This is a genomic window from Arenimonas malthae CC-JY-1, assembly GCF_000747075.1.
In the GTDB taxonomy this organism is placed as follows: domain Bacteria; phylum Pseudomonadota; class Gammaproteobacteria; order Xanthomonadales; family Xanthomonadaceae; genus Arenimonas; species Arenimonas malthae.
The window spans coordinates 1-17,662 of record NZ_AVCH01000148.1; the positions used below are offsets into that span (position 1 = coordinate 1).

The following is a 17,662-nucleotide window of genomic DNA, read 5'->3' on the forward strand; positions in this document are numbered from 1 at the left end:
TGCGGCCGCGCAGCGCCGCCGATTCCACGCCCAGGCGCGCCGGCGCGTCGCCGGGCAGGCCGCCCAGCAGTTCCGACTGGCGGTCGAGCAGTTCCAGCGCCTGGCGGTCGTCGCCCAGGCCCTGGCGCAGGCGTGCGATCAGCCCCAGCAGTTCGGCGCGCGCCTGCGGCTGGCCGCGCAGTTCGGTGTCGGCGCGGCGCACGCCGGCGTCGAGCAGGGTGCGCGCGTCCAGGCCACCGTCGCCGTTGGCCTGTTCGGTGTTTTCGAACAGCGCGATGACGAAATCCTGCATGGCCTGCGCGCGCCCGGCTTCCTGCAGCGCGCGCTCGGTCTGCCAGGCCATGAAGCCCAGCGCCGCCACCACCAGCGCCGAGATCGTGGCGCCCACGCCCAGCGCCACCGAGTTGCGGCGGGCGAACTTGGCCGCGCGGTAGCCCAGGCTCTGCGGCCGCGCCAGCACCGGCTCGCCGTCGAGGTGGCGGCGCAGGTCCTGGGCCAGGGCCTCGACCGAGACGTAGCGGTCTTCCGGCGCCTTGGCCAGGGCCTTGAGCAGGATGTTGTCGAGGTCCCCGGCCAGCTCGTGCGACCGCCGGCGCGGGTGCGGGTCGCCCGCGTCGCGCGCGTGGCGGTAGGCGGCCTGCGAGGGACGCACCGGGTCGGCGCCGAGGATGGCTTCCTCCCAGGCCGCGTCGGTGCTGCGCGCCGGGTCGTAGGGCTTGCGGCCCACCAGCAGTTCGTACAGCACCACGCCGAGCGAATACACGTCGGTCATGGTGGTGATGACGCCGTGGCGCAGCTGCTCGGGCGCGGCGTAGTACAGGGTGAACGCGCGCGTGCCGGTGCCGGTGATCTCGGTGGCGTCGCCCGGGGCTTCGTCGAGGAGCTTGGCGATGCCGAAGTCAAGCAGGCAGACCTCGCCGGCCGAGGTGACCAGGATGTTCGAGGGCTTGAGGTCGCGGTGCACCACCAGGTTGGCGTGGGCGTGGCTCACCGCGGCGCAGACCTGCAGGAACAGCTTCAGCCGCGCCGGTATGGAAAGCTTGAGCTGCTGCGCGTACTGGGTGATCGGTTCGCCCTGCACGTAGTCCAGCGCCAGGTAGGGCTGGCCGTCGGCGCTCACGCCGGCGTCGAGCAGGCGGGCGATGTGGGCGTGCCCCAGCCGCGCCAGGATCTGCCGCTCGCGGGTGAAGCGCTGGCGCAGGCCGGCGTCGCCCAGGCCCGGGCGCAGCAGCTTCAGGGCCACGCGGCGGTGGTAAAGGCCGTCGGCGCGCAGCGCCAGCCACACCTGGCCCATGCCGCCTTCGCCCAGCGGCCGCTCGAGCTTGTAGGGGCCGATGGACTGCCCGGGCTGGGGCGCGAACAGCGAGGCGTTGACCACCGATTCGGCCAGGAAATCGGGCCGCTCGTCCTCGAGCGCGATCAGCCTGCGGAGTTCTTCGCCGAGCGAGGCGTCGGCCAGGGTGATCTCGGCGAGCCGGCGGTCGCGCGCCGCCGGCTCCATCTCGAGCAGTTCGTCGAGCAGCAGCGACAGCGTGGACCAGCGCTCGGTATCCACGCCCGGTGGCCTGGTTCAGCCCTGCAGCGCGGCCAGCAGGAACATGCGGGCCTTCTGCCAGTCGCGGCGCACGCTGCGCTCGGAGCGCTTGAGCAGGCCGGCGATCTCGGTTTCCGACAGGCCGGCGAAGTAGCGCATCTCCACCACCTGGGCCAGGCGCGGGTCGAGGGCGTTGAGTTTGTTCAGCGCCACGTCCAGGCCCAGCATGTCCTCGTCCAGGCGCATGCCGCCGCCGGCGTCCTCGGGCAGGTCGGTGACGCGGTGCAGGTCGCCGCCGCGCTTCACCGCCATGCGCTGGCGGGCGTAGTCGACCACCACCGAGCGCATGGCGCTGGCGGCGTAGGCGAAGAAGTGGGCGCGGTCCTCGAACTCGGCCTCGGCGCGGCCGGCGAGCTTGAGGTAGGCCTCGTGCACCAGGGCGGTGGTGTCGAGCGTGTGGCCGTGCTGCTGGCCGCCGAGCTGGCGCCGGGCCATGCCGTGCAATTCGCGGTAAAGCGTGGCCAGCACCCGGTCGAGCGCGGACTTGTCACCGCCACGGGCGGCGCTCAACCACTGGGTGATTTCGGCGGTGTCGTTCATGCTTCCCCGGAGCCCGTCTGCGCGGGCTGGGGACACTATAACCAAAGTGTTCGCCAGGTCACGCTCCGGCGGGCTGCAGGAGGGCCTTCAGGCCCGACCGCCTGTCACCGCTGGCAGCCGGGACACCATGCCGTGGCGCGGTTCCCCATGCGCCCATCGCGGATTTTCCGGCCGCAAACCTTGCAGTTTTCGCCTTCCCGGCCGTAGACGAACAACTCCTGCTCGAAATAGCCCGGCGCGCCGTCGGGGCTGAGAAAATCTCGCAGCGTGGTGCCGCCGCGGGTGATGGCGTGGGCCAGGATGGTCTTCACCGCCCCAGCCAGGCGGCGGTAGCGCTCGCGGCTGACCGAGCCGGCGGCCCGGCCGGGGGCGATGCCGGCCCGGAACAGGCTCTCGGCGGCGTAGATGTTGCCCACGCCCACCACCACCGCCTGGTCCATCAGGAAGGTCTTCACCGGCGCCTTGCGGCCGCGGCTGAGCTCGAAGAGGTAGTCGCCGCCGAAGGCGTCCGACAGCGGTTCCGGGCCCAGGTGGGCCAGCAGTTCGTGGGTCTCGCCCGCCGGCTGCCAGAGCAGGCAGCCGAAGCGGCGCGGGTCGGTGAAGCGCAGCACCCGGCCGGAATCGAGCGCCAGGTCCACGTGGTCGTGCGCGGCCACCGGCGTGGCGGCGGGCAGCACGCGCAGCATGCCGCTCATGCCCAGGTGCAGCAGCGCGCTGCCGGGGGCGGTGTCGAGCAGCAGGTACTTGGCGCGCCGGCGCACGCCCAGCACGCGCTGGCCGGGCAGTTCGCGCGCCACTTCGGGCGGGATCGGCCAGCGCAGGTCCGGGCGGCGCAGCACCACGCCGGTGACCAGGCGGCCTTCCACGTGCGGCGCCAGGCCGCGCCGGGTGGTTTCGACTTCGGGCAATTCGGGCATGGGCGAAGTGTCGCAGAGCCGGCCCGGCGCGGGTCAATTGCCGCGCCCCGGCGCGCGGCATAGCCTAGGCGGATGCGCCTGAAGCCCCCCGTGTCCCGCCTCGCCCTGGGCCTGGCCCTGCTGCTCTTGCCCATCGCTCTCCTGGCCGCCCCGTCCGGGCCGGTGGAAAGCCTGCGCGGGGCCCTGGGCACGCTGGCCGATCCGCAGCGCCAGGCCGCCAGCGACAACCTCGACGCCGCCACCGCCGCCGACCGCGAGGGCGCACAGTTCCGCCAGCAGTTCGACGCCCTGCGCGCCGAAGCCGCCACCGCCCCGGCCCGCACCGCGGAATTCGAGCGCGACCTGCAGCAGGACCCGGGCCAGGCCCTGGCCCGCTGGCGCGCCCGGCTGCCGGCCACTTCCGACGTGGAGCTGCTCGAGCGCCTGCTGGAACAGGAACGGCTGGAAGCCGAACGCCTGGGCGACCGCATCGCCCGCCTCACCTCCGACCTGGGCGCCGCGCTGGCGCCCTCGGCCGGCGCGGCCGGCGGCGTGGACGACCTGCGCCGCCGCCTCGAGGACCTGTCCGCGCCGGTGCCGGCCACCGACGGCGAGCCCGCCGCGCTCACCGAATCGCGCCGCCTGCGCCAGGCCGCCGAGCGCCGCCGCGCCGAGGCCGAACTGCAGCTGCGCGAAGCCGAGCAGGATTTCGCCGGCACCCGCCAGCGCCTGCAGGAACTGGAGCTGCGCGTGCTGCGCCAGCGCCTGGCCCAGCACGAACCGCGCCTGGCCCTGCTGCAGCAGCGCATCGCCGAACTCGGCCGCGAGGCCCTGCAGGCCCTGGCCGGGCAGGTGGAAACCCGCGCCGCCGCCCTGCCGCCCGGCGACGCCGTGCTGGCCAAGGCCGCCGCCGACAACCTGGCCCTGGCCCGCGAACTGCTGGCCGCCAACGAGGCCCTGGCCGGCCAGCGCGGCAAGCTGGCCGCCGAGGAACAGGCCCTGGCCCGGGACCGCGCCGCCCTGCGCGACAGCCGCACCCGCCTCGAGCTCGGCGGCCGCAGCGAACAGGTGGGCACCTGGCTGTGGGCCGTGCTGCGCCGGCTCGAAAGCGAGGCGGCCCTGTCCGAACGCCTGTCCGGGGTGCGCAAGGAGCTCGCCGGCGTGCGCCTGCGCCTGATCGCCCTGGACGAAACCCAGCGCGACCTCGGCGACCCCGCCGCGCTGGCGCGCCAGCTGCGCGCCAACGACCCGGCCCGCCAGGACGAAGACGGCCCCGCCGCCCGCGCCGCCGGCAACGACCCGGTGCGCACGTGGCTGGAAGCCCGCGTCGACCTCGCGGCCCGGCTCGAACCGCTGCTGTGGCGCCAGGTGGCCGCGCTCGAACAGGCCGAACGCACCCTGCAGGCGCGCCTGCAGGCCACCACCGAACTGCGCCAGCTGCTCGACCGCAACCTGCTGTGGATCCGCAGCCACCCGCCGGTGGACACCGCCTGGTTCGGCCGCTGGCCGGAAGGCGCCCGCGACCTGGCCAAGCCTTCCCGCTTCGCCACCAGCGCGCGGCTGCTGTCGGAATCGGTGGCGCAGCGGCCCTTCCGCTACGCCGGCGCGGTGGCGCTGGTGCTCGCCCTGCTGTGGCTGCGCCGGCGCGCCCCGGCGCGGCTGGAGGGCCTGGCGCAGGCCGTGCGCGAAGTGCAGCACGACCGCTACCGCCGCACCCTGCAGAGCCTGGGCTGGACCGTGCTGGCGGCGCTGCCCGGCGCGGCCGCGCTGTGGCTGCTCGGCGACCTGCTGCAGCAGGTGGGCGAACGCGGCAAGTACAGCGACTCCCTCGGCGGCGCGCTGCAGGCGCTGGCGCCGGCGGCGTTCACCTTGTCCTTCCTGGCCTGGCTGGTGCGCGAGCGCGGCCTGGCGCATGCGCATTTCCGCTGGGTGCGGGCGCGCCGCGAGGCCCTGCAGCGCTGGCTGCCGCGCCTGATGGCGGGCCTGCTGCCGCTGTACTTCATCGTCGCGCTGGCCTTCCTGCGCGGGCAGGACCTGGCCATCGACGTCTCGGCGCGCCTGGGCATCGTGCTGGCCTCGCTGCTCTCGGCCTGGGCGCTGTGGCGGCTGCTGGCGCCGGACGCGCTGTGGATGCGCCGCGGCGTGGTGCTGGAACCCTCGGCCGCGCGCCGCGCGCTGCGCGTCCTGCTGCCGGCCGCGCAGCTGGCCTGCGCGGCGCTGGCCATCGACGGCTTCGTGTATTCCACCGCCATCGTGCTCGACGCGCAGTTCGCCAGCGTCGGCGTGTTCACCGCGGTGGCGGTGCTGCACGGGCTGCTGTCGCGCTGGTCGGCGCTGGGCGAACGCCGCCTGGCCTACCGCCGGCTCGAACTCAAGCGCGAAGCCGAGGCCGCCGCGCGCACCGAAGGCGGCGGCGACGAGGACGGCGGCGAAGCGCTGCCGGTGGAAGCGGACGCCGACCTCGCGCTCGACAAGGTCAACGCCCAGACCCGCCGCCTGCTGCGCGCGCTGAAGCTGGTGCTGCTGGTGCTGGGCCTGGCCTGGGTGTGGTCCGGCGTGATGCCGGCCTTCGCGCGCCTGGACGAAGTGGTGCTGTGGTCGATCGCCGAAACCGCCGCCGACGGCGGCACCACCGCCGTGCCCATCACGCTGATGGCGGCGCTGCTGGGCGTGGTGGCGCTGGCGCTGACCGTGGTGGCGGCGCGCAACCTGCCGGGCCTGCTCGAGATCGGCCTGCTGTCGAAGGTGAACATCGACTCGGCCTCGCGTTACGCCATCACCAGCGTTTCGCGCTACGCCATCGTGATGGTGGGCATCGTCGTCGGACTGGGCCTGCTGGGCCTGCGCTGGGGCCAGCTGCAGTGGATGGCGGCGGCGCTGACGGTGGGCCTGGGCTTCGGCCTGCAGGAAATCTTCGCCAATTTCGTCTCGGGCCTGATCCTGCTGTTCGAGCGGCCGTTCCGGGTCGGCGACGTGATCACCGTGAACAACCTCGACGGCACCGTCACCCGCATCCGCACCCGCGCCACCACCATCCTGGACTTCGACAACAAGGAAATCGTGGTCCCGAACAAGACCTTCATCACCGGCCAGCTGGTGAACTGGACGCTCAGCGACGAAACCACCCGCATCGTGGTGAAGGTGGGCGTGGACTACGGCACCGACCCGGCCCTGGTGCACCGGCTGCTGGCCCAGGCCGCGGCCGAGAACCCCCGCGTGCTGGAATCGCCGGCGCCGCGCAGCTGGCTGCTGGAGTTCGGCGCCAATTCGCTCGATTTCGAGCTGCGGGTGTTCGTGGGCGCCATTTCCGACCGCCTGGCGGTGCGCAACGAGCTGAACGTGAGGCTGGTGGAGCTGTTCGAACAGCATGGCGTGGGCTTCGCCTACCCGCAGCTGGACGTGCACGTGCGCGACCTGCCGGCCGCCCCGCCGGCCGCCCCGGCGTCGCCGGAGCCCCGTCCCGGCCCCTTGTGAGCGCCGCGCGGCGCCCCCATACGAAGCCGGAGGGTGACGCCACCGGCGACGGCGGGCATCATCGTCCCTGATACCGGGCCAGAGCGCCCGCCCCCCCTGGAGTCCTGGATGTCCCCCGAGTTGTTCGACTGGCTGGCCCGCGGCCTCACGCAGGCCAGCTACTGGCAGATGGCCCTGTATTTCCTGGTGGTGGTGCAGGTCACCATCTTCACCGTCACCCTGTACCTGCACCGCAGCGCGGCGCACCGCGGCGTCGATTTCCACCCGGTGCTCACCCACTTCTTCCGCTTCTGGGCCTGGCTCACCACCGCCATGGTCACCAAGGAATGGACCGCGGTGCACCGCAAGCACCACGCCAAGTGCGAAACCGCCGAAGACCCGCACAGCCCGCGCTTCCAGGGCATCAACAAGGTGCTGTGGCGCGGCGTCGAGCTCTACCAGAGCGCGCGCGAAGACAAGGACATGCTCGAGAAGTACGGCAAGGGTTCGCCGGACGACTGGATCGAACGCAAGCTCTACACCCGCTGGCCGACGATGGGCCCGGTGACCATGCTGGCCATCAACCTGGCGCTGTTCGGCCTGCCGGGCATCGCCATCTGGGCGCTGCAGATGGCCTGGATCCCGTTCTGGGCCGCCGGCGTCATCAATGGCCTGGGCCACTGGTGGGGCTACCGCAACTTCGACACCGCCGACACCGCCACCAACCTCACCCCGTGGGCGTTCTGGGTGGGCGGCGAAGAGCTGCACAACAACCACCACGCCTTCCCCAGCTCGGCCAAGTTCGCGCTGCGCAAGTACGAATTCGACATCGGCTGGACCGTGATCCGCGGCCTGCAGGCCCTGGGCCTGGCCAAGGTGCTGCGCGTGGCGCCGGAGCTCGACGTGCGCCCGAACATCCAGGTGCCCGACGCCGACACCATGCGCGCGGTCATGGCGCACCGCTGGCAGGTGGCCACCGACTACTTCCAGCTGGTGCTCAAGCCGCACCTCAAGGCCGAAGCCCAGGACCTGCCGGGCCGCCTGCGCCGCGCCTTCCGCAGCGAGGGCAAGTGGCTCAGCGACGACAACCGCGCGCGCTTCAGCGCCTGGATCGCCGAGCGCCCGAACACCCAGCGCCTGCTCGAGTTCCGCCAGCGCCTGCTGGCGATCTACGAGATCAAGAGCGCCGAGGCCGAGACCAAGCTCGAGGCCCTGCGCGCCTGGTGCGCCGAGGCCGAAGCCTCCGGCATCCGCCAGCTCGAGGAGTTCTCGGCGCGCCTGAAGGGCTATTCCATGGCGCCCGCGCGCGCCTGAGCCCGCTCCACCGCGTCACCCGGCACGGGCCCGCTTCGGCGGGCCCGTTCCATTTCCGGTCCTGCGCTTCGCCGCCTTGCGCAGGCGCTGGCCGTCGCGCCTGCCCCGGGCCGGTTCCTGCGAGAATGGGCGCCTTCGGGCGCCACGGCGCCGGCTTTGCACCCACTTTCCATGACCGATACCCCTCCGACTCCGCCCGATGGCGGCCAGTCCCTGGTCGAGCGCCTGCGCGCCGCCGCCGAACTGCTCGAAACCGTGGCGGCCGACAAGGCCGCGTTCGAGGCCCTGCCCGAGTCCGAGCAGAAGCGCCTGAAGGCCGCGGTGAACCGCTTCCACAACCCCGACCCGCTCGACCACCGCAAGCGCCGCCGCGAAGCCCGGCGCGAGCGCGTGCAGAAGAAGAACGCCCACGACGACGCCGTGCTCAACGCCACCGGCATCCGCGAGCTGCGCAGCAAGCCGGTGTTCTCGACGCCGAACTACTTCCCGCCCGCGAAGGCGCCGGTGGACCAGATCACCGACGACCCCGCGCGCGAGACCATCGAGCCGCAGCACTGCTACGTGTGCAAGGAAAAGTACACGCGCATCCACCACTTCTACGACCAGATGTGCCCGCCCTGCGCCGAGTTCAATTTCCACAAGCGCACCGAAACCGCCGACCTGCGTGGGCGCGTGGCGCTGCTCACCGGCGGCCGCGTCAAGATCGGCTACCAGGCGGGCCTGAAGCTGCTGCGCGCCGGCGCCTCGCTGATCGTCACCACGCGCTTCCCGCGCGATTCCGCCGCGCGTTACGCCGAGGAGCCCGATTTCGAGGAGTGGGGCCACCGCCTCGAGGTGTTCGGCCTGGACCTGCGCCACACGCCCAGCGTGGAGGCCTTCTGCCAGACCCTGCTGGCCACCCGCGACCGGCTCGATTTCATCATCAACAACGCCTGCCAGACCGTGCGCCGCCCGCCGGCCTTCTACGCGCACATGATCGCCGGCGAAACCGCCGCGCACGCCGACATGCCCCAGCACGTGCGCAAGCTGCTGGGCAGCTACGAAGGCCTGCGCGGCTACGACTTGGTGCCCGACGGCAACGCGCTGGCGCACGGCGCGCCGGCGCCGGGCATCGCGCGTTCGGCGGAGCTCTCGCAGGTGCCGCTGCTGGCGGAGGAACTGCTGGGCCAGCAGCACCTGTTCCCCGAGGGCCGCCTGGACCAGGACCTGCAGCAGGTGGACCTGCGCGGCCGCAATTCCTGGCGCCTGCAGATGCACGAGGTGCCGTCGGTGGAACTGCTGGAGGTGCAGCTGGTGAACGCCGTGGCGCCCTTCATCATCAACGCGCGCCTGAAGCCGCTGATGCTGCGCACGCCCGAACGCGACAAGCACATCGTCAACGTCTCGGCGATGGAGGGGCAGTTCTACCGCAACTTCAAGACCACCCGGCACCCGCACACCAACATGGCCAAGGCGGCGCTGAACATGATGACGCGCACCTCGGCCGCCGATTACCACGGCGACGGCATCCACATGAACGCGGTGGACACCGGCTGGGTGACCGACGAAGACCCGGTGGAGATCGCAGCGCGCAAGACGAAGGAAGAACGCTTCCACCCGCCGCTGGACATCGTCGACGGCGCGGCGCGCATCGTCGATCCCATCATCGACGGCTTCAACACCGGGCACCATGTCTGGGGCCAGTTCCTCAAGGACTACCGCCCCACCGACTGGTAAGACCGAGCCCCTGTAGGAGCGGCTTCAGCCGCGACCGCCTTTCGCGAAGAGCGGTCGCGGCTGAAGCCGCTCCTACAGGGATGCCTTCGTGGGCAGGACCAGCCAGCCCTGGCTGTAGAACAGCATGTACAAGCCCACGCGCAGCGCCAGCAGGGCGAACAGCGCGTACCAGCCCAGGTGCGAATGCGGCACCACGCGGCCCAGGGTGGCGCGCAGCGGCGCCAGTACCGGCCACAGCGCCCAGGTGAACAGCCGGTAGACCGGGTTGCGCATCGGGTCGCCGGGGATCATCACGCGCAGCAGGCCGCGGCCCACTAGGGTCCACATCAGCACGGCCAGCAGGTATTGCAGCAGGGTGTAGGCGGTCAGCATGGCCTGATTCTAGCGAAGGTCAGAAAAAAGGCGCCGGTGCTGGGGGCACCGGCGCCGCGGAAGCCGCGCCCTTCGGGGAGGAAGGACGCGGCGGGCCGATCAGCCCTTGGCCAGTCGCGGGTAACGCAGGTCCTCGACCATGTCCTTGACCTCCTGCGACGGCTCCTTGGTGAGCAGGCTCACCACGACGATGGTGATGAAACCGAGCGGGATGCCGAAGATGCCGGCGGAAACGTCCTTGATGCCGAACCACGGGGTCATGCCCAGGAACTTCACGTTGATCAGGTAGTACAACGTGAGGCCGAAGCCGACCAGCATGCCGGCCACCGCGCCGGCGCGGTTCGCGCGCTTCCAGAAGATGCCCAGCACCAGCGCGGGGAAGAACGCCGCCGCCGCGATCGAGAACGCCCAGGCCACGATCGACAGGATGGTCGCCGGTGCGTTCGAAGCCGCGTAGGCCGCGATGGCCGCCACGCCCAGCAGCAGCACGCGGGCCACCGTGAGGCGCTTCTTGGCCGACGCGTTCGGGTTGACCATCTTGTAGTACACGTCGTGCGAGAGCGCGTTGGAGATCGTCAGCAGCAGGCCGTCGGCCGTCGACAGCGCCGCCGCCAGGCCACCCGCGGCCACCAGGCCGGCGATGACGTAGGGCAGGCCGGCGATTTCCGGCGTGGCCAGCACGATCGCGTCGGCGTTGAGCACCAGCTCGGCCAGCTGCAGGATGCCGTCGCCGTTGCCGTTCGCCGTGCAGCCCTTCACCACCGTCATCGCGTCCACCGCGTCGCAGATGGACACCAGGCCCACCTGCGACCACGAGGCCACCCACGCCGGGAGCGTGGCGATGGACTGCCCGATCACGTTGGAATAGACCTCGAGCTTGGCGAAGGCCGCATAGGCCGGCGCGGTGAAGTAGAGCAGGAAGATGAAGAACAGGCTCCAGCCCACCGACTTGCGTGCTTCCTTGACGCTGGGGGTGGTGAAGAAGCGCATCAGAATGTGCGGCAGCGCGGCCGTACCCACCATCAGGCAGAACGTCAGGGCCATGAAGTTGACCATGTCGTTCTTGACGAAGGGCGTGGCGTGGCCGGCGGTGACGCCGAGCTGCTGCTCGAGCGCGCCGATCTGCTGCAGCACTTCGCCGTAGGCCAGCTGCGGCACCGGGTTGCCGGTGACCTTGATCGACAGCCAGACCACGGGCACCAGGTAGGCGATGATCAGGATGATGTACTGGGCCACCTGGGTCCAGGTCACCGCGCGCATGCCGCCCAGCAGCGAGCACACCAGCACGCCGATCAGGCCCACCCAGACGCCGGTGGCCAGGTCGATGCCCAGGAAGCGGCTGGTGATGATGCCGGCGCCGTAGATCTGCGCGATCACGTAGGTGAAGCTGGCCGTGATGGCGCAGATGATGCCGATGGTGCGCGGCAGGTTGCCGCCGTAGCGCGTGCCCAGGAAGTCCGGGATGGTGTACTGGCCGAACTTGCGCAGGTACGGCGCCAGGAACAGCGCCACCAGCACGTAGCCGCCGGTCCAGCCCATCACGAAGGCCAGGCCGTCGTAACCCTGCGCGTACAGGGTGCCCGCCATGCCGATGAAGCTGGCCGCGGACATCCAGTCGGCGCCGGTGGCCATGCCGTTGTAGAGCGCGGGCACGCGGCGGCCGGCGACGTAGTACTCGTCGGTCTCCGCCGTGCGGCTCATGATGCCGATCATCGCGTACAGGCCTATGGTGGCGGCCATGAACACGTAACCGATCCAGGCGTTGGGCATGCCCAGCTGCTCGCCGATGGCGAGCGCGATGACGAAGGCGATGAAGCCCCCGGTGTACATGCCGTAGATCTTGGGAAGTCGGCTTACGAAATCACCGGACATGGGTCAGCCCTCCTCGGCCACGCCGAATTCGCGGTCCAGCCTGTTCATGTACCAGGCGTAGAACACGATCAGCACCACGTAGACGACAAGCGCCCCCTGCGCGCCCATGTAGAAGGCGAAGGGGAAGCCAAGGAAAGTGAACTCGTTCAGCGGAATCGCGAAGAAGATCAACACGTAGGTCACGACGAACCAGATCGACAGCAGGATCGCCGTGATCCGGAGCGTGCGGCGCCAGTACTCCTTGCGCCGCTCTTCGGTAATTGGACTGGTCATATTTATCTGGCCTCCCGGCGCAGGGTCAGAAGCTGTACTTGACGTGCATGTGCAGGCGGCGGAGGTCGCCGTCGGCACCGCTCTCGATTTCGCGGTTGCCCCAGATCAGCTCGGCGCCGATGTCCACCTTGGGCAGCGGCGAGTAGATCAGGTTGGCGTGGAACGACCGCGCCGATTCGGTGACGGCCAGCCCGGTCAGCAGCGGGTTGTTGTCGAACTGCGCCATCGAATAGAACACGTTGCCGCGCAGCTTCGGGCTGAAGGCGTGGCGCCAGGCGATGAAGCCGCCGTAGCCGTCGAGCGCGTCGAGCGAGCCGTCGGCGGCCACCATGGCGTCCGGGCCCAGGCCCAGGCCGAGGTAGCGGCCGATGCCGCTGCCGGCGCTGGCCATGTAGCGGATGTCGTCGTTGGGGCCGAGGTTCCACTTGCCCGAGACGCTGAGCGCGAAGCCGGTGTCGCTTTCGCTGGTGCTGGCGGTTTCCACCTTCAGCTGGCGCACCAGGCCCGCGACGGTGAAGTGGCCCCAGTCGGCCTTGTGCAGCCAGCGCAGGGTCAGGTCGGGCACCGAATTGTCGTCGCTGGAGCCGCGCGCGCCGTTGAGGTAGCCGGTGAACGTGGTCTCCGGGTTCTCCAGCGAGGCCGAGAACGCGCCGTTGGTGTAACGCAGCTGGGCCTGGCGCACGAAGATGGTGCCTTCGGTCGGGCCGATGAAGTCCACCGCGTCGGGTAGCGCCGCCACGTCCTGGAAGTTCGACCAGGTCTGGCCGGCCAGCCACCGGTCCCAGGCCACGTAGGCGTGGCGGATGGTGACGCCGTAGGTGTTGGTGGCCACTTCGTTGCCGAGCGCGCCGCCGAACAGGTCCATCTCGAGGTAGGCCTTGAGCTTGTGGCCGTCGAGGTCGGTGTCGGCGCCGAACCACACGCGCGAGAACTGCGCGTGGGCGTCGAAGTCGGGCGACTCCTCGTCCACGCCGCCCACCGGCGTCGCGCTGGGCAGGTAGAACAGGCGGCCGGCCGAGCTGTCGGCGATCTCGCCGTCGCTGGTGTCGGTCATCATGGCGTCGAGCTTGATGAAGCCGCCGAAGCTGAAGCGCGTGCCGGGGTTGGCGCCCGGCATGATCGCCGTCGCCTGGATCGGCTGCGCGGGCGGCGCCGGTTTCGCGGCCTGGGCCGCGGCGGCCGCGGCTTTCTGCGCCTCGAGCTCCGACTTGAGCGCGCCCACCATCTGCTCGAGCTGCGCGATGCGCGCCTCGAGGTCCTGCGCGCCGGCGTCCTGCGCCAGCGCCTGGCCCGGCGCCGCGATCGCCAGCAGCAGGGCGAGCGACAGCGTGGACCGTTGTCTAAGGTTGAATCGGTTCATCCTTCCCCTCCCGGAATTCGGACCGTTGCCACGTTGGCCGGGCGAGTCTGTGGTGGCGCCGGGGCCCGGGCCATTACCCATTGGTCGAAGGCGGGGCGGGTTTAGACGAAGGTCTAATTGGGTGGCGGGGGAGCTGCCCCAGAATGAGCCGCAGGCGAGTAATCTTGTAATGAACCCGCGCGGCCACGGGCCGCAGGAGCCCCCATGTCCGAGCGCATCATCCCCGTTCCCCCGGCCTTCGAGGCCGCCGCCGCCATCCGGCGCGCCGACTACGAGCGCGACTACGCCGCCTCCGTGCGCGACCCCGAGGCCTACTGGTCGAAGGTGGGCAAGCGCCTGCACTGGGACAAGCCCTACACCCGGGCCAAGGACACCAGCTACGACCTCAAGGACTTCCACATCCGCTGGTACGCCGACGGCGAGCTCAACGTCAGCGTAAACTGCCTGGACCGCCACCTGGCCGAACGCGGCGACAAGGTGGCCATCCTGTGGGAAGCCGACGACCCGGCCACGGAACCGCGCCGCATCACCTACCGCGAGCTGCACGGCATGGTCTGCCGCCTGGCCAACGCGCTCGAGTCGCTGGGCGTGGTGAAGGGCGACCGCATCACGATCTACCTGCCCATGATCCCCGAGGCCGCGGTGGCCATGCTGGCCTGCGCCCGCATCGGCGCCATCCACTCGGTGGTGTTCGGCGGTTTTTCGCCCGATTCCATCGCCAACCGCATCGCCGACTGCGCCAGCAAGCTGGTGATCACCGCCGACGAGGGCCTGCGCGGCGGCAAGACCATCCCGCTCAAGGCCAACGTGGACGAGGCCCTGCGCAAGCCCGGCACCAACACCGTGGAAACCGTGCTGGTGGTGCGCCACACCGGCGGCGGCGTGCCCATGCAGATGCCGCGCGACCGCTGGTACGACGCCGTGGTGGAAAGCCAGCCGGCCACGCATGCCGCCAGGCCGATGAACGCGGAAGACCCGCTGTTCATCCTCTACACCTCGGGCAGCACCGGCAAACCCAAGGGCGTGCTGCACACCAGCGGCGGCTACCTCACCTGGGCCAGCTACACGCACGAATGCGTGTTCGACCTGAAGGAAGACGACGTCTTCTGGTGCACCGCCGACGTGGGCTGGGTGACCGGCCACAGCTACGTGGTGTACGGCCCGCTGGCCAACGGCGCCACCTCGCTGATGTTCGAGGGCGTGCCCACCTACCCCGACCCGGGCCGCTTCTGGGAAGTGTGCGACCGCCACCAGGTGACCATCTTCTACACCGCGCCCACCGCCATCCGCGCGCTGATGCGCGAGGGCGACGCGCCGGTGAAGCGCAGCAAGCGCACGTCCATCCGCCTGCTGGGCACGGTGGGCGAGCCCATCAACCCCGAGGCCTGGGAGTGGTACAACCGCGTCGTCGGCGAAGAACGCTGCCCCATCGTCGACACCTGGTGGCAGACCGAAACCGGCGGCATCCTGATCTCGCCGCTGCCCGGCGCCGTGGCCACCAAGCCCGGCTCGGCCACGCTGCCCTTCTACGGCGTGCAGCCGGCGCTGGTGGACGCGGAGGGCCGCGTGCTCGAAGGCGCCACCGAAGGCAACCTGGTGCTGAAGGATTCCTGGCCGGGCCAGATGCGCAGCGTCTACGGCGACCACCAGCGCTTCATCGACACCTACTTCAAGACCTACCCCGGCATGTACTTCACCGGCGACGGCTGCCGCCGCGACGCCGACGGCTACTACTGGATCACCGGCCGCGTGGACGACGTGATCAACGTCTCCGGCCACCGCATGGGCACGGCCGAAGTGGAAAGCGCGCTGGTGGCGCACGCCGCCGTGGCCGAGGCCGCCGTGGTGGGCGCGCCGCACGACATCAAGGGCCAGGGCATCTATGCCTACGTCACGCTGAAGGCGGGCGTGGAGCCCACCGACGCGCTGCGCAAGGAGCTGGTGCAGCACGTGCGCCACGAGATCGGCCCCATCGCCGCGCCCGACTGGCTGCAGTGGGCGCCGGGCCTGCCCAAGACCCGCAGCGGCAAGATCATGCGGCGCATCCTGCGCAAGATCGCCGAGGCCGGCCCCGAGGGCGTGGACCGCGCCGGCCTGGGCGACACCTCCACGCTGGCCGACCCGGGCGTGGTGGAGTCGCTGGTGCGCGAGCGGCAGGTGCGCTGAGCGTGTCGCCCGCGCCCACCATCCTGGTCGCGGACGACCATCCGCTGTTCCGCGAGGCGCTCAAGGGCGCGGTGTCGAAGCTGCTGCCGCAGGCGCGGCTGGTGGAATCGGACAGCGCCGACGCGCTCTTCGCCAGCGCCGAGTCCCACCCCGAGGCCGACCTGTTGCTGCTCGACCTGAACATGCCCGGCGCGCACGGTTTCAGCGCGCTGGTGCACCTGCGGGCGGTGCAGCCGCAGCTGCCCATCGTGGTGGTGTCGGCGCGCGAAGAGCCCACGGTGGTGCGGCGCGCGCTGGAACACGGCGCCGCCGGCTTCATCCCGAAATCCTCCGACCCGGGCACCATCCGCGAAGCCATCGCCACCGTGCTCGAAGGCGGCCAGTGGGCGCCGCCGCAGGCCGAAACCGCCGACGGCCTGCACCCCGAGGAAGCCCAGGTGGCGCGCCGCCTGGCCGAACTGACGCCGCAGCAGTTCCGAGTGCTCGGCATGCTGGGCAGCGGCCTGCTCAACAAGCAGATCGCCCACGCGCTCGGCGTTTCCGAAGCCACCGTGAAAGCCCACATGACCGCCATCCTGCGCAAGCTCGGCGCCAGCAACCGCACGCAAGCCGTGCTGATGGCGGGGCGGCTGGCCGTGGATCCCGGCAGCTTGCAGGCCGAAGGCGACGCCGGCGCCTGAGTCCGGCGGCCAAGCTGCCGCCCGGTGAATCTTTCCCGCCGCCATTTCGGGGGCCGGCTGATTCGACCGGCATGGCGTCCTGTGCCATCCTCGGCCTGCCGGGCCCGCCCCGCCTGCTGTCCAGACGCCCCCACGGCAGGTCCTGCACATCCCCCGTCCAAAGACGAGAGGAACCTGCAGATGCGAAAGTTCGCCTCCTGGGCCCGTCGTGGCCTGCTTGCCATTTCCCCCCTTGCCCTCTTCGCCGCCATGGCCGCCTCGGCTGCGCCCGGCGACCGGGCCATGTTGCCCGCCGTGCGCGAGGCCATGCAGCGAGATCTCGGGCTCACGTCCGAACAGCTCACCCAGTACGTGCAGGCCGAGCGCCTGGCCCTGCGTGAGGAGAAAGCGCTGGCGAAAGCCCAGGGCGAACGTTTCGCCGGCAGCTGGCTCGAGCGCAAGGGCAACGGCCAGTACCAGCTGGTCGTGGCCACCACCTCCATCACGCCGCAGCGCGCGCCCGCCGGCGCCGAAATCCGCAGCGTGCGCCACAGCCTCGACCGCCTTGAAGCCTCGAAAGGGGAAATCGATACGCTGCTCGCCCACGGCGCCAAGTCGCCCGAAGGCGTCTACGGCTGGTTCGTCGACGTGCGCAACAACAGCGTGACCGTCAACGTCGCGCCGGGCGCCGAAGCCGCGGCCATCGGCTTCATCGCCGCCACGGGCGCCGACGCCGACACCATCCGCTTCCAGCGCATGGAATCGGCGCCAATGCCGCTGGCCACGCTGCAGGGTGGCAGCGAATACCTGTCCAACGACGGCAGCAACTACTACTACTGCTCGGTCGGTTTCGCCGTCACCCGCAACGGCGCCAAGGGCTTCGCCACCGCCGGCCATTGCGGCAACGCCGGCGACCGCGCCTTCGTGGCGGTCAACCGCCGCACCGTGAGCCAGATCGGCGCCTTCGCCGCGTCGAACTTCCCCGGCTCCGATCGCGCCTGGGTGCAGGTGGACAACAACCACACCCTGCTTCCGGTGGTCGATGGTTACAGCGGCAGCGACATCCCGGTGTACGGCAGCACCGAAGCGCCCATCGGCGCCAGCGTCTGTCGCTCGGGCCGCACCACCGGCCTGCATTGCGGCGTGATCGAAGCCAAGAACGTCACCGTGCAGTACCCCGATGCCAGCGTGAACGGCCTCACCCAGGTGAAAGTGTGCGCTGAAGGTGGCGATTCCGGCGGCGCCTTCATCACCGGCGCCGGCCAGGGCCAGGGCGTGCTTTCCGGCGGAAACTACAGCTGCAAGGGCAAGCAGGCCAAGCTGGCCACCAGCTACTTCCAGCCGCTCAACGCGCTGCTGCAGGGCTACGGCCTGACGCTGTCCACCAGCCCGTAAAGCCCCGCCACGCATGTCGCCGAAGACGCCCCGGTTCGCCGGGGCGTCTTCA

13 protein-coding genes are annotated in these 17,662 nt (G+C 70.9%); 6 read left to right on the plus strand and 7 right to left on the minus strand.

Annotation, left to right across the window (positions count from 1 at the left end; genetic code table 11):
• The 3 genes from N790_RS06555 to mutM all read right to left on the minus strand — a co-directional run.
• Nucleotides 1–1,555, minus strand: a 1,555-nt coding sequence (locus N790_RS06555) for a serine/threonine-protein kinase (protein WP_156969968.1), incomplete at its 3' end; no start/stop codon positions are given.
• Nucleotides 1,556–1,570: 15 nt separating this feature from the next.
• A complete protein-coding gene (locus tag N790_RS06560; RefSeq protein WP_043802342.1) occupies nt 1,571–2,134 on the minus strand; it encodes an ECF-type sigma factor in 564 nt (187 codons plus the stop codon).
• A gap of 104 nt (nt 2,135–2,238) precedes the next feature.
• Nucleotides 2,239–3,051 carry a bifunctional DNA-formamidopyrimidine glycosylase/DNA-(apurinic or apyrimidinic site) lyase gene (gene mutM / locus N790_RS06565; protein ID WP_043802345.1) on the minus strand — a complete coding sequence of 271 codons (813 nt, stop codon included), beginning with the start codon at nt 3,049–3,051 and terminating at the stop codon, nt 2,239–2,241.
• 90 nt (nt 3,052–3,141) lie between these two features.
• Here mutM and N790_RS06570 point away from each other — a divergent pair, with 90 nt between their 5' ends.
• From N790_RS06570 to N790_RS06580, 3 genes are all read left to right on the plus strand, one after another.
• Entirely contained in the window at nt 3,142–6,504 is a 3,363-nt protein-coding gene (locus tag N790_RS06570; RefSeq protein ID WP_169742153.1) for a mechanosensitive ion channel domain-containing protein, read from the plus strand.
• A 108-nt stretch (nt 6,505–6,612) separates the two neighbouring features.
• The gene (locus N790_RS06575) at nt 6,613–7,797 is read left to right on the plus strand and encodes a DesA family fatty acid desaturase (protein WP_043802349.1); all 1,185 of its coding nucleotides are present in this window, start codon (nt 6,613–6,615) and stop codon (nt 7,795–7,797) included.
• A gap of 171 nt (nt 7,798–7,968) precedes the next feature.
• On the plus strand, nt 7,969–9,513 hold the full coding sequence (locus N790_RS06580) for an SDR family NAD(P)-dependent oxidoreductase (protein WP_043802387.1): 1,545 nt from the start codon (nt 7,969–7,971) through the stop codon (nt 9,511–9,513).
• Between the two features lie 72 nt (nt 9,514–9,585).
• Here the strand turns inward: N790_RS06580 and N790_RS06585 are convergent, their stop codons facing one another.
• The 4 genes from N790_RS06585 to N790_RS06600 all read right to left on the minus strand — a co-directional run bounded on the left by N790_RS06585 (nt 9,586) and on the right by N790_RS06600 (nt 13,390).
• A complete protein-coding gene (locus N790_RS06585) occupies nt 9,586–9,885 on the minus strand; it encodes a hypothetical protein (protein ID WP_043802352.1) in 300 nt (99 codons plus the stop codon).
• Between the two features lie 99 nt (nt 9,886–9,984).
• Nucleotides 9,985–11,757 carry a sodium:solute symporter family protein gene (locus N790_RS06590; RefSeq protein WP_043802355.1) on the minus strand — a complete coding sequence of 591 codons (1,773 nt, stop codon included), beginning with the start codon at nt 11,755–11,757 and terminating at the stop codon, nt 9,985–9,987.
• A gap of 3 nt (nt 11,758–11,760) precedes the next feature.
• Entirely contained in the window at nt 11,761–12,030 is a 270-nt protein-coding gene (locus tag N790_RS06595; RefSeq protein ID WP_043802356.1) for a DUF4212 domain-containing protein, read from the minus strand.
• Between the two features lie 25 nt (nt 12,031–12,055).
• Nucleotides 12,056–13,390, minus strand: coding sequence for a DcaP family trimeric outer membrane transporter (locus N790_RS06600; RefSeq protein WP_043802359.1), 1,335 nt, complete (start codon nt 13,388–13,390; stop codon nt 12,056–12,058).
• A gap of 204 nt (nt 13,391–13,594) precedes the next feature.
• Here N790_RS06600 and acs point away from each other — a divergent pair, with 204 nt between their 5' ends.
• The 3 genes from acs (at nt 13,595) to N790_RS06615 (ending at nt 17,610) form a co-directional block, all read left to right on the plus strand.
• Nucleotides 13,595–15,556: an acetate--CoA ligase gene (gene acs, locus N790_RS06605; RefSeq protein ID WP_043802361.1), complete on the plus strand. Its 1,962-nt coding sequence runs from the start codon at nt 13,595–13,597 to the stop codon at nt 15,554–15,556.
• Nucleotides 15,557–15,558: 2 nt separating this feature from the next.
• On the plus strand, nt 15,559–16,236 hold the full coding sequence (locus tag N790_RS06610) for a response regulator transcription factor (RefSeq protein ID WP_052385748.1): 678 nt from the start codon (nt 15,559–15,561) through the stop codon (nt 16,234–16,236).
• A 180-nt stretch (nt 16,237–16,416) separates the two neighbouring features.
• Nucleotides 16,417–17,610 (plus strand): S1 family peptidase, encoded by a 1,194-nt coding sequence (locus N790_RS06615; RefSeq protein ID WP_052385749.1) that lies wholly within the window; start codon nt 16,417–16,419, stop codon nt 17,608–17,610.
• Nucleotides 17,611–17,662: the final 52 nt, after the last annotated feature.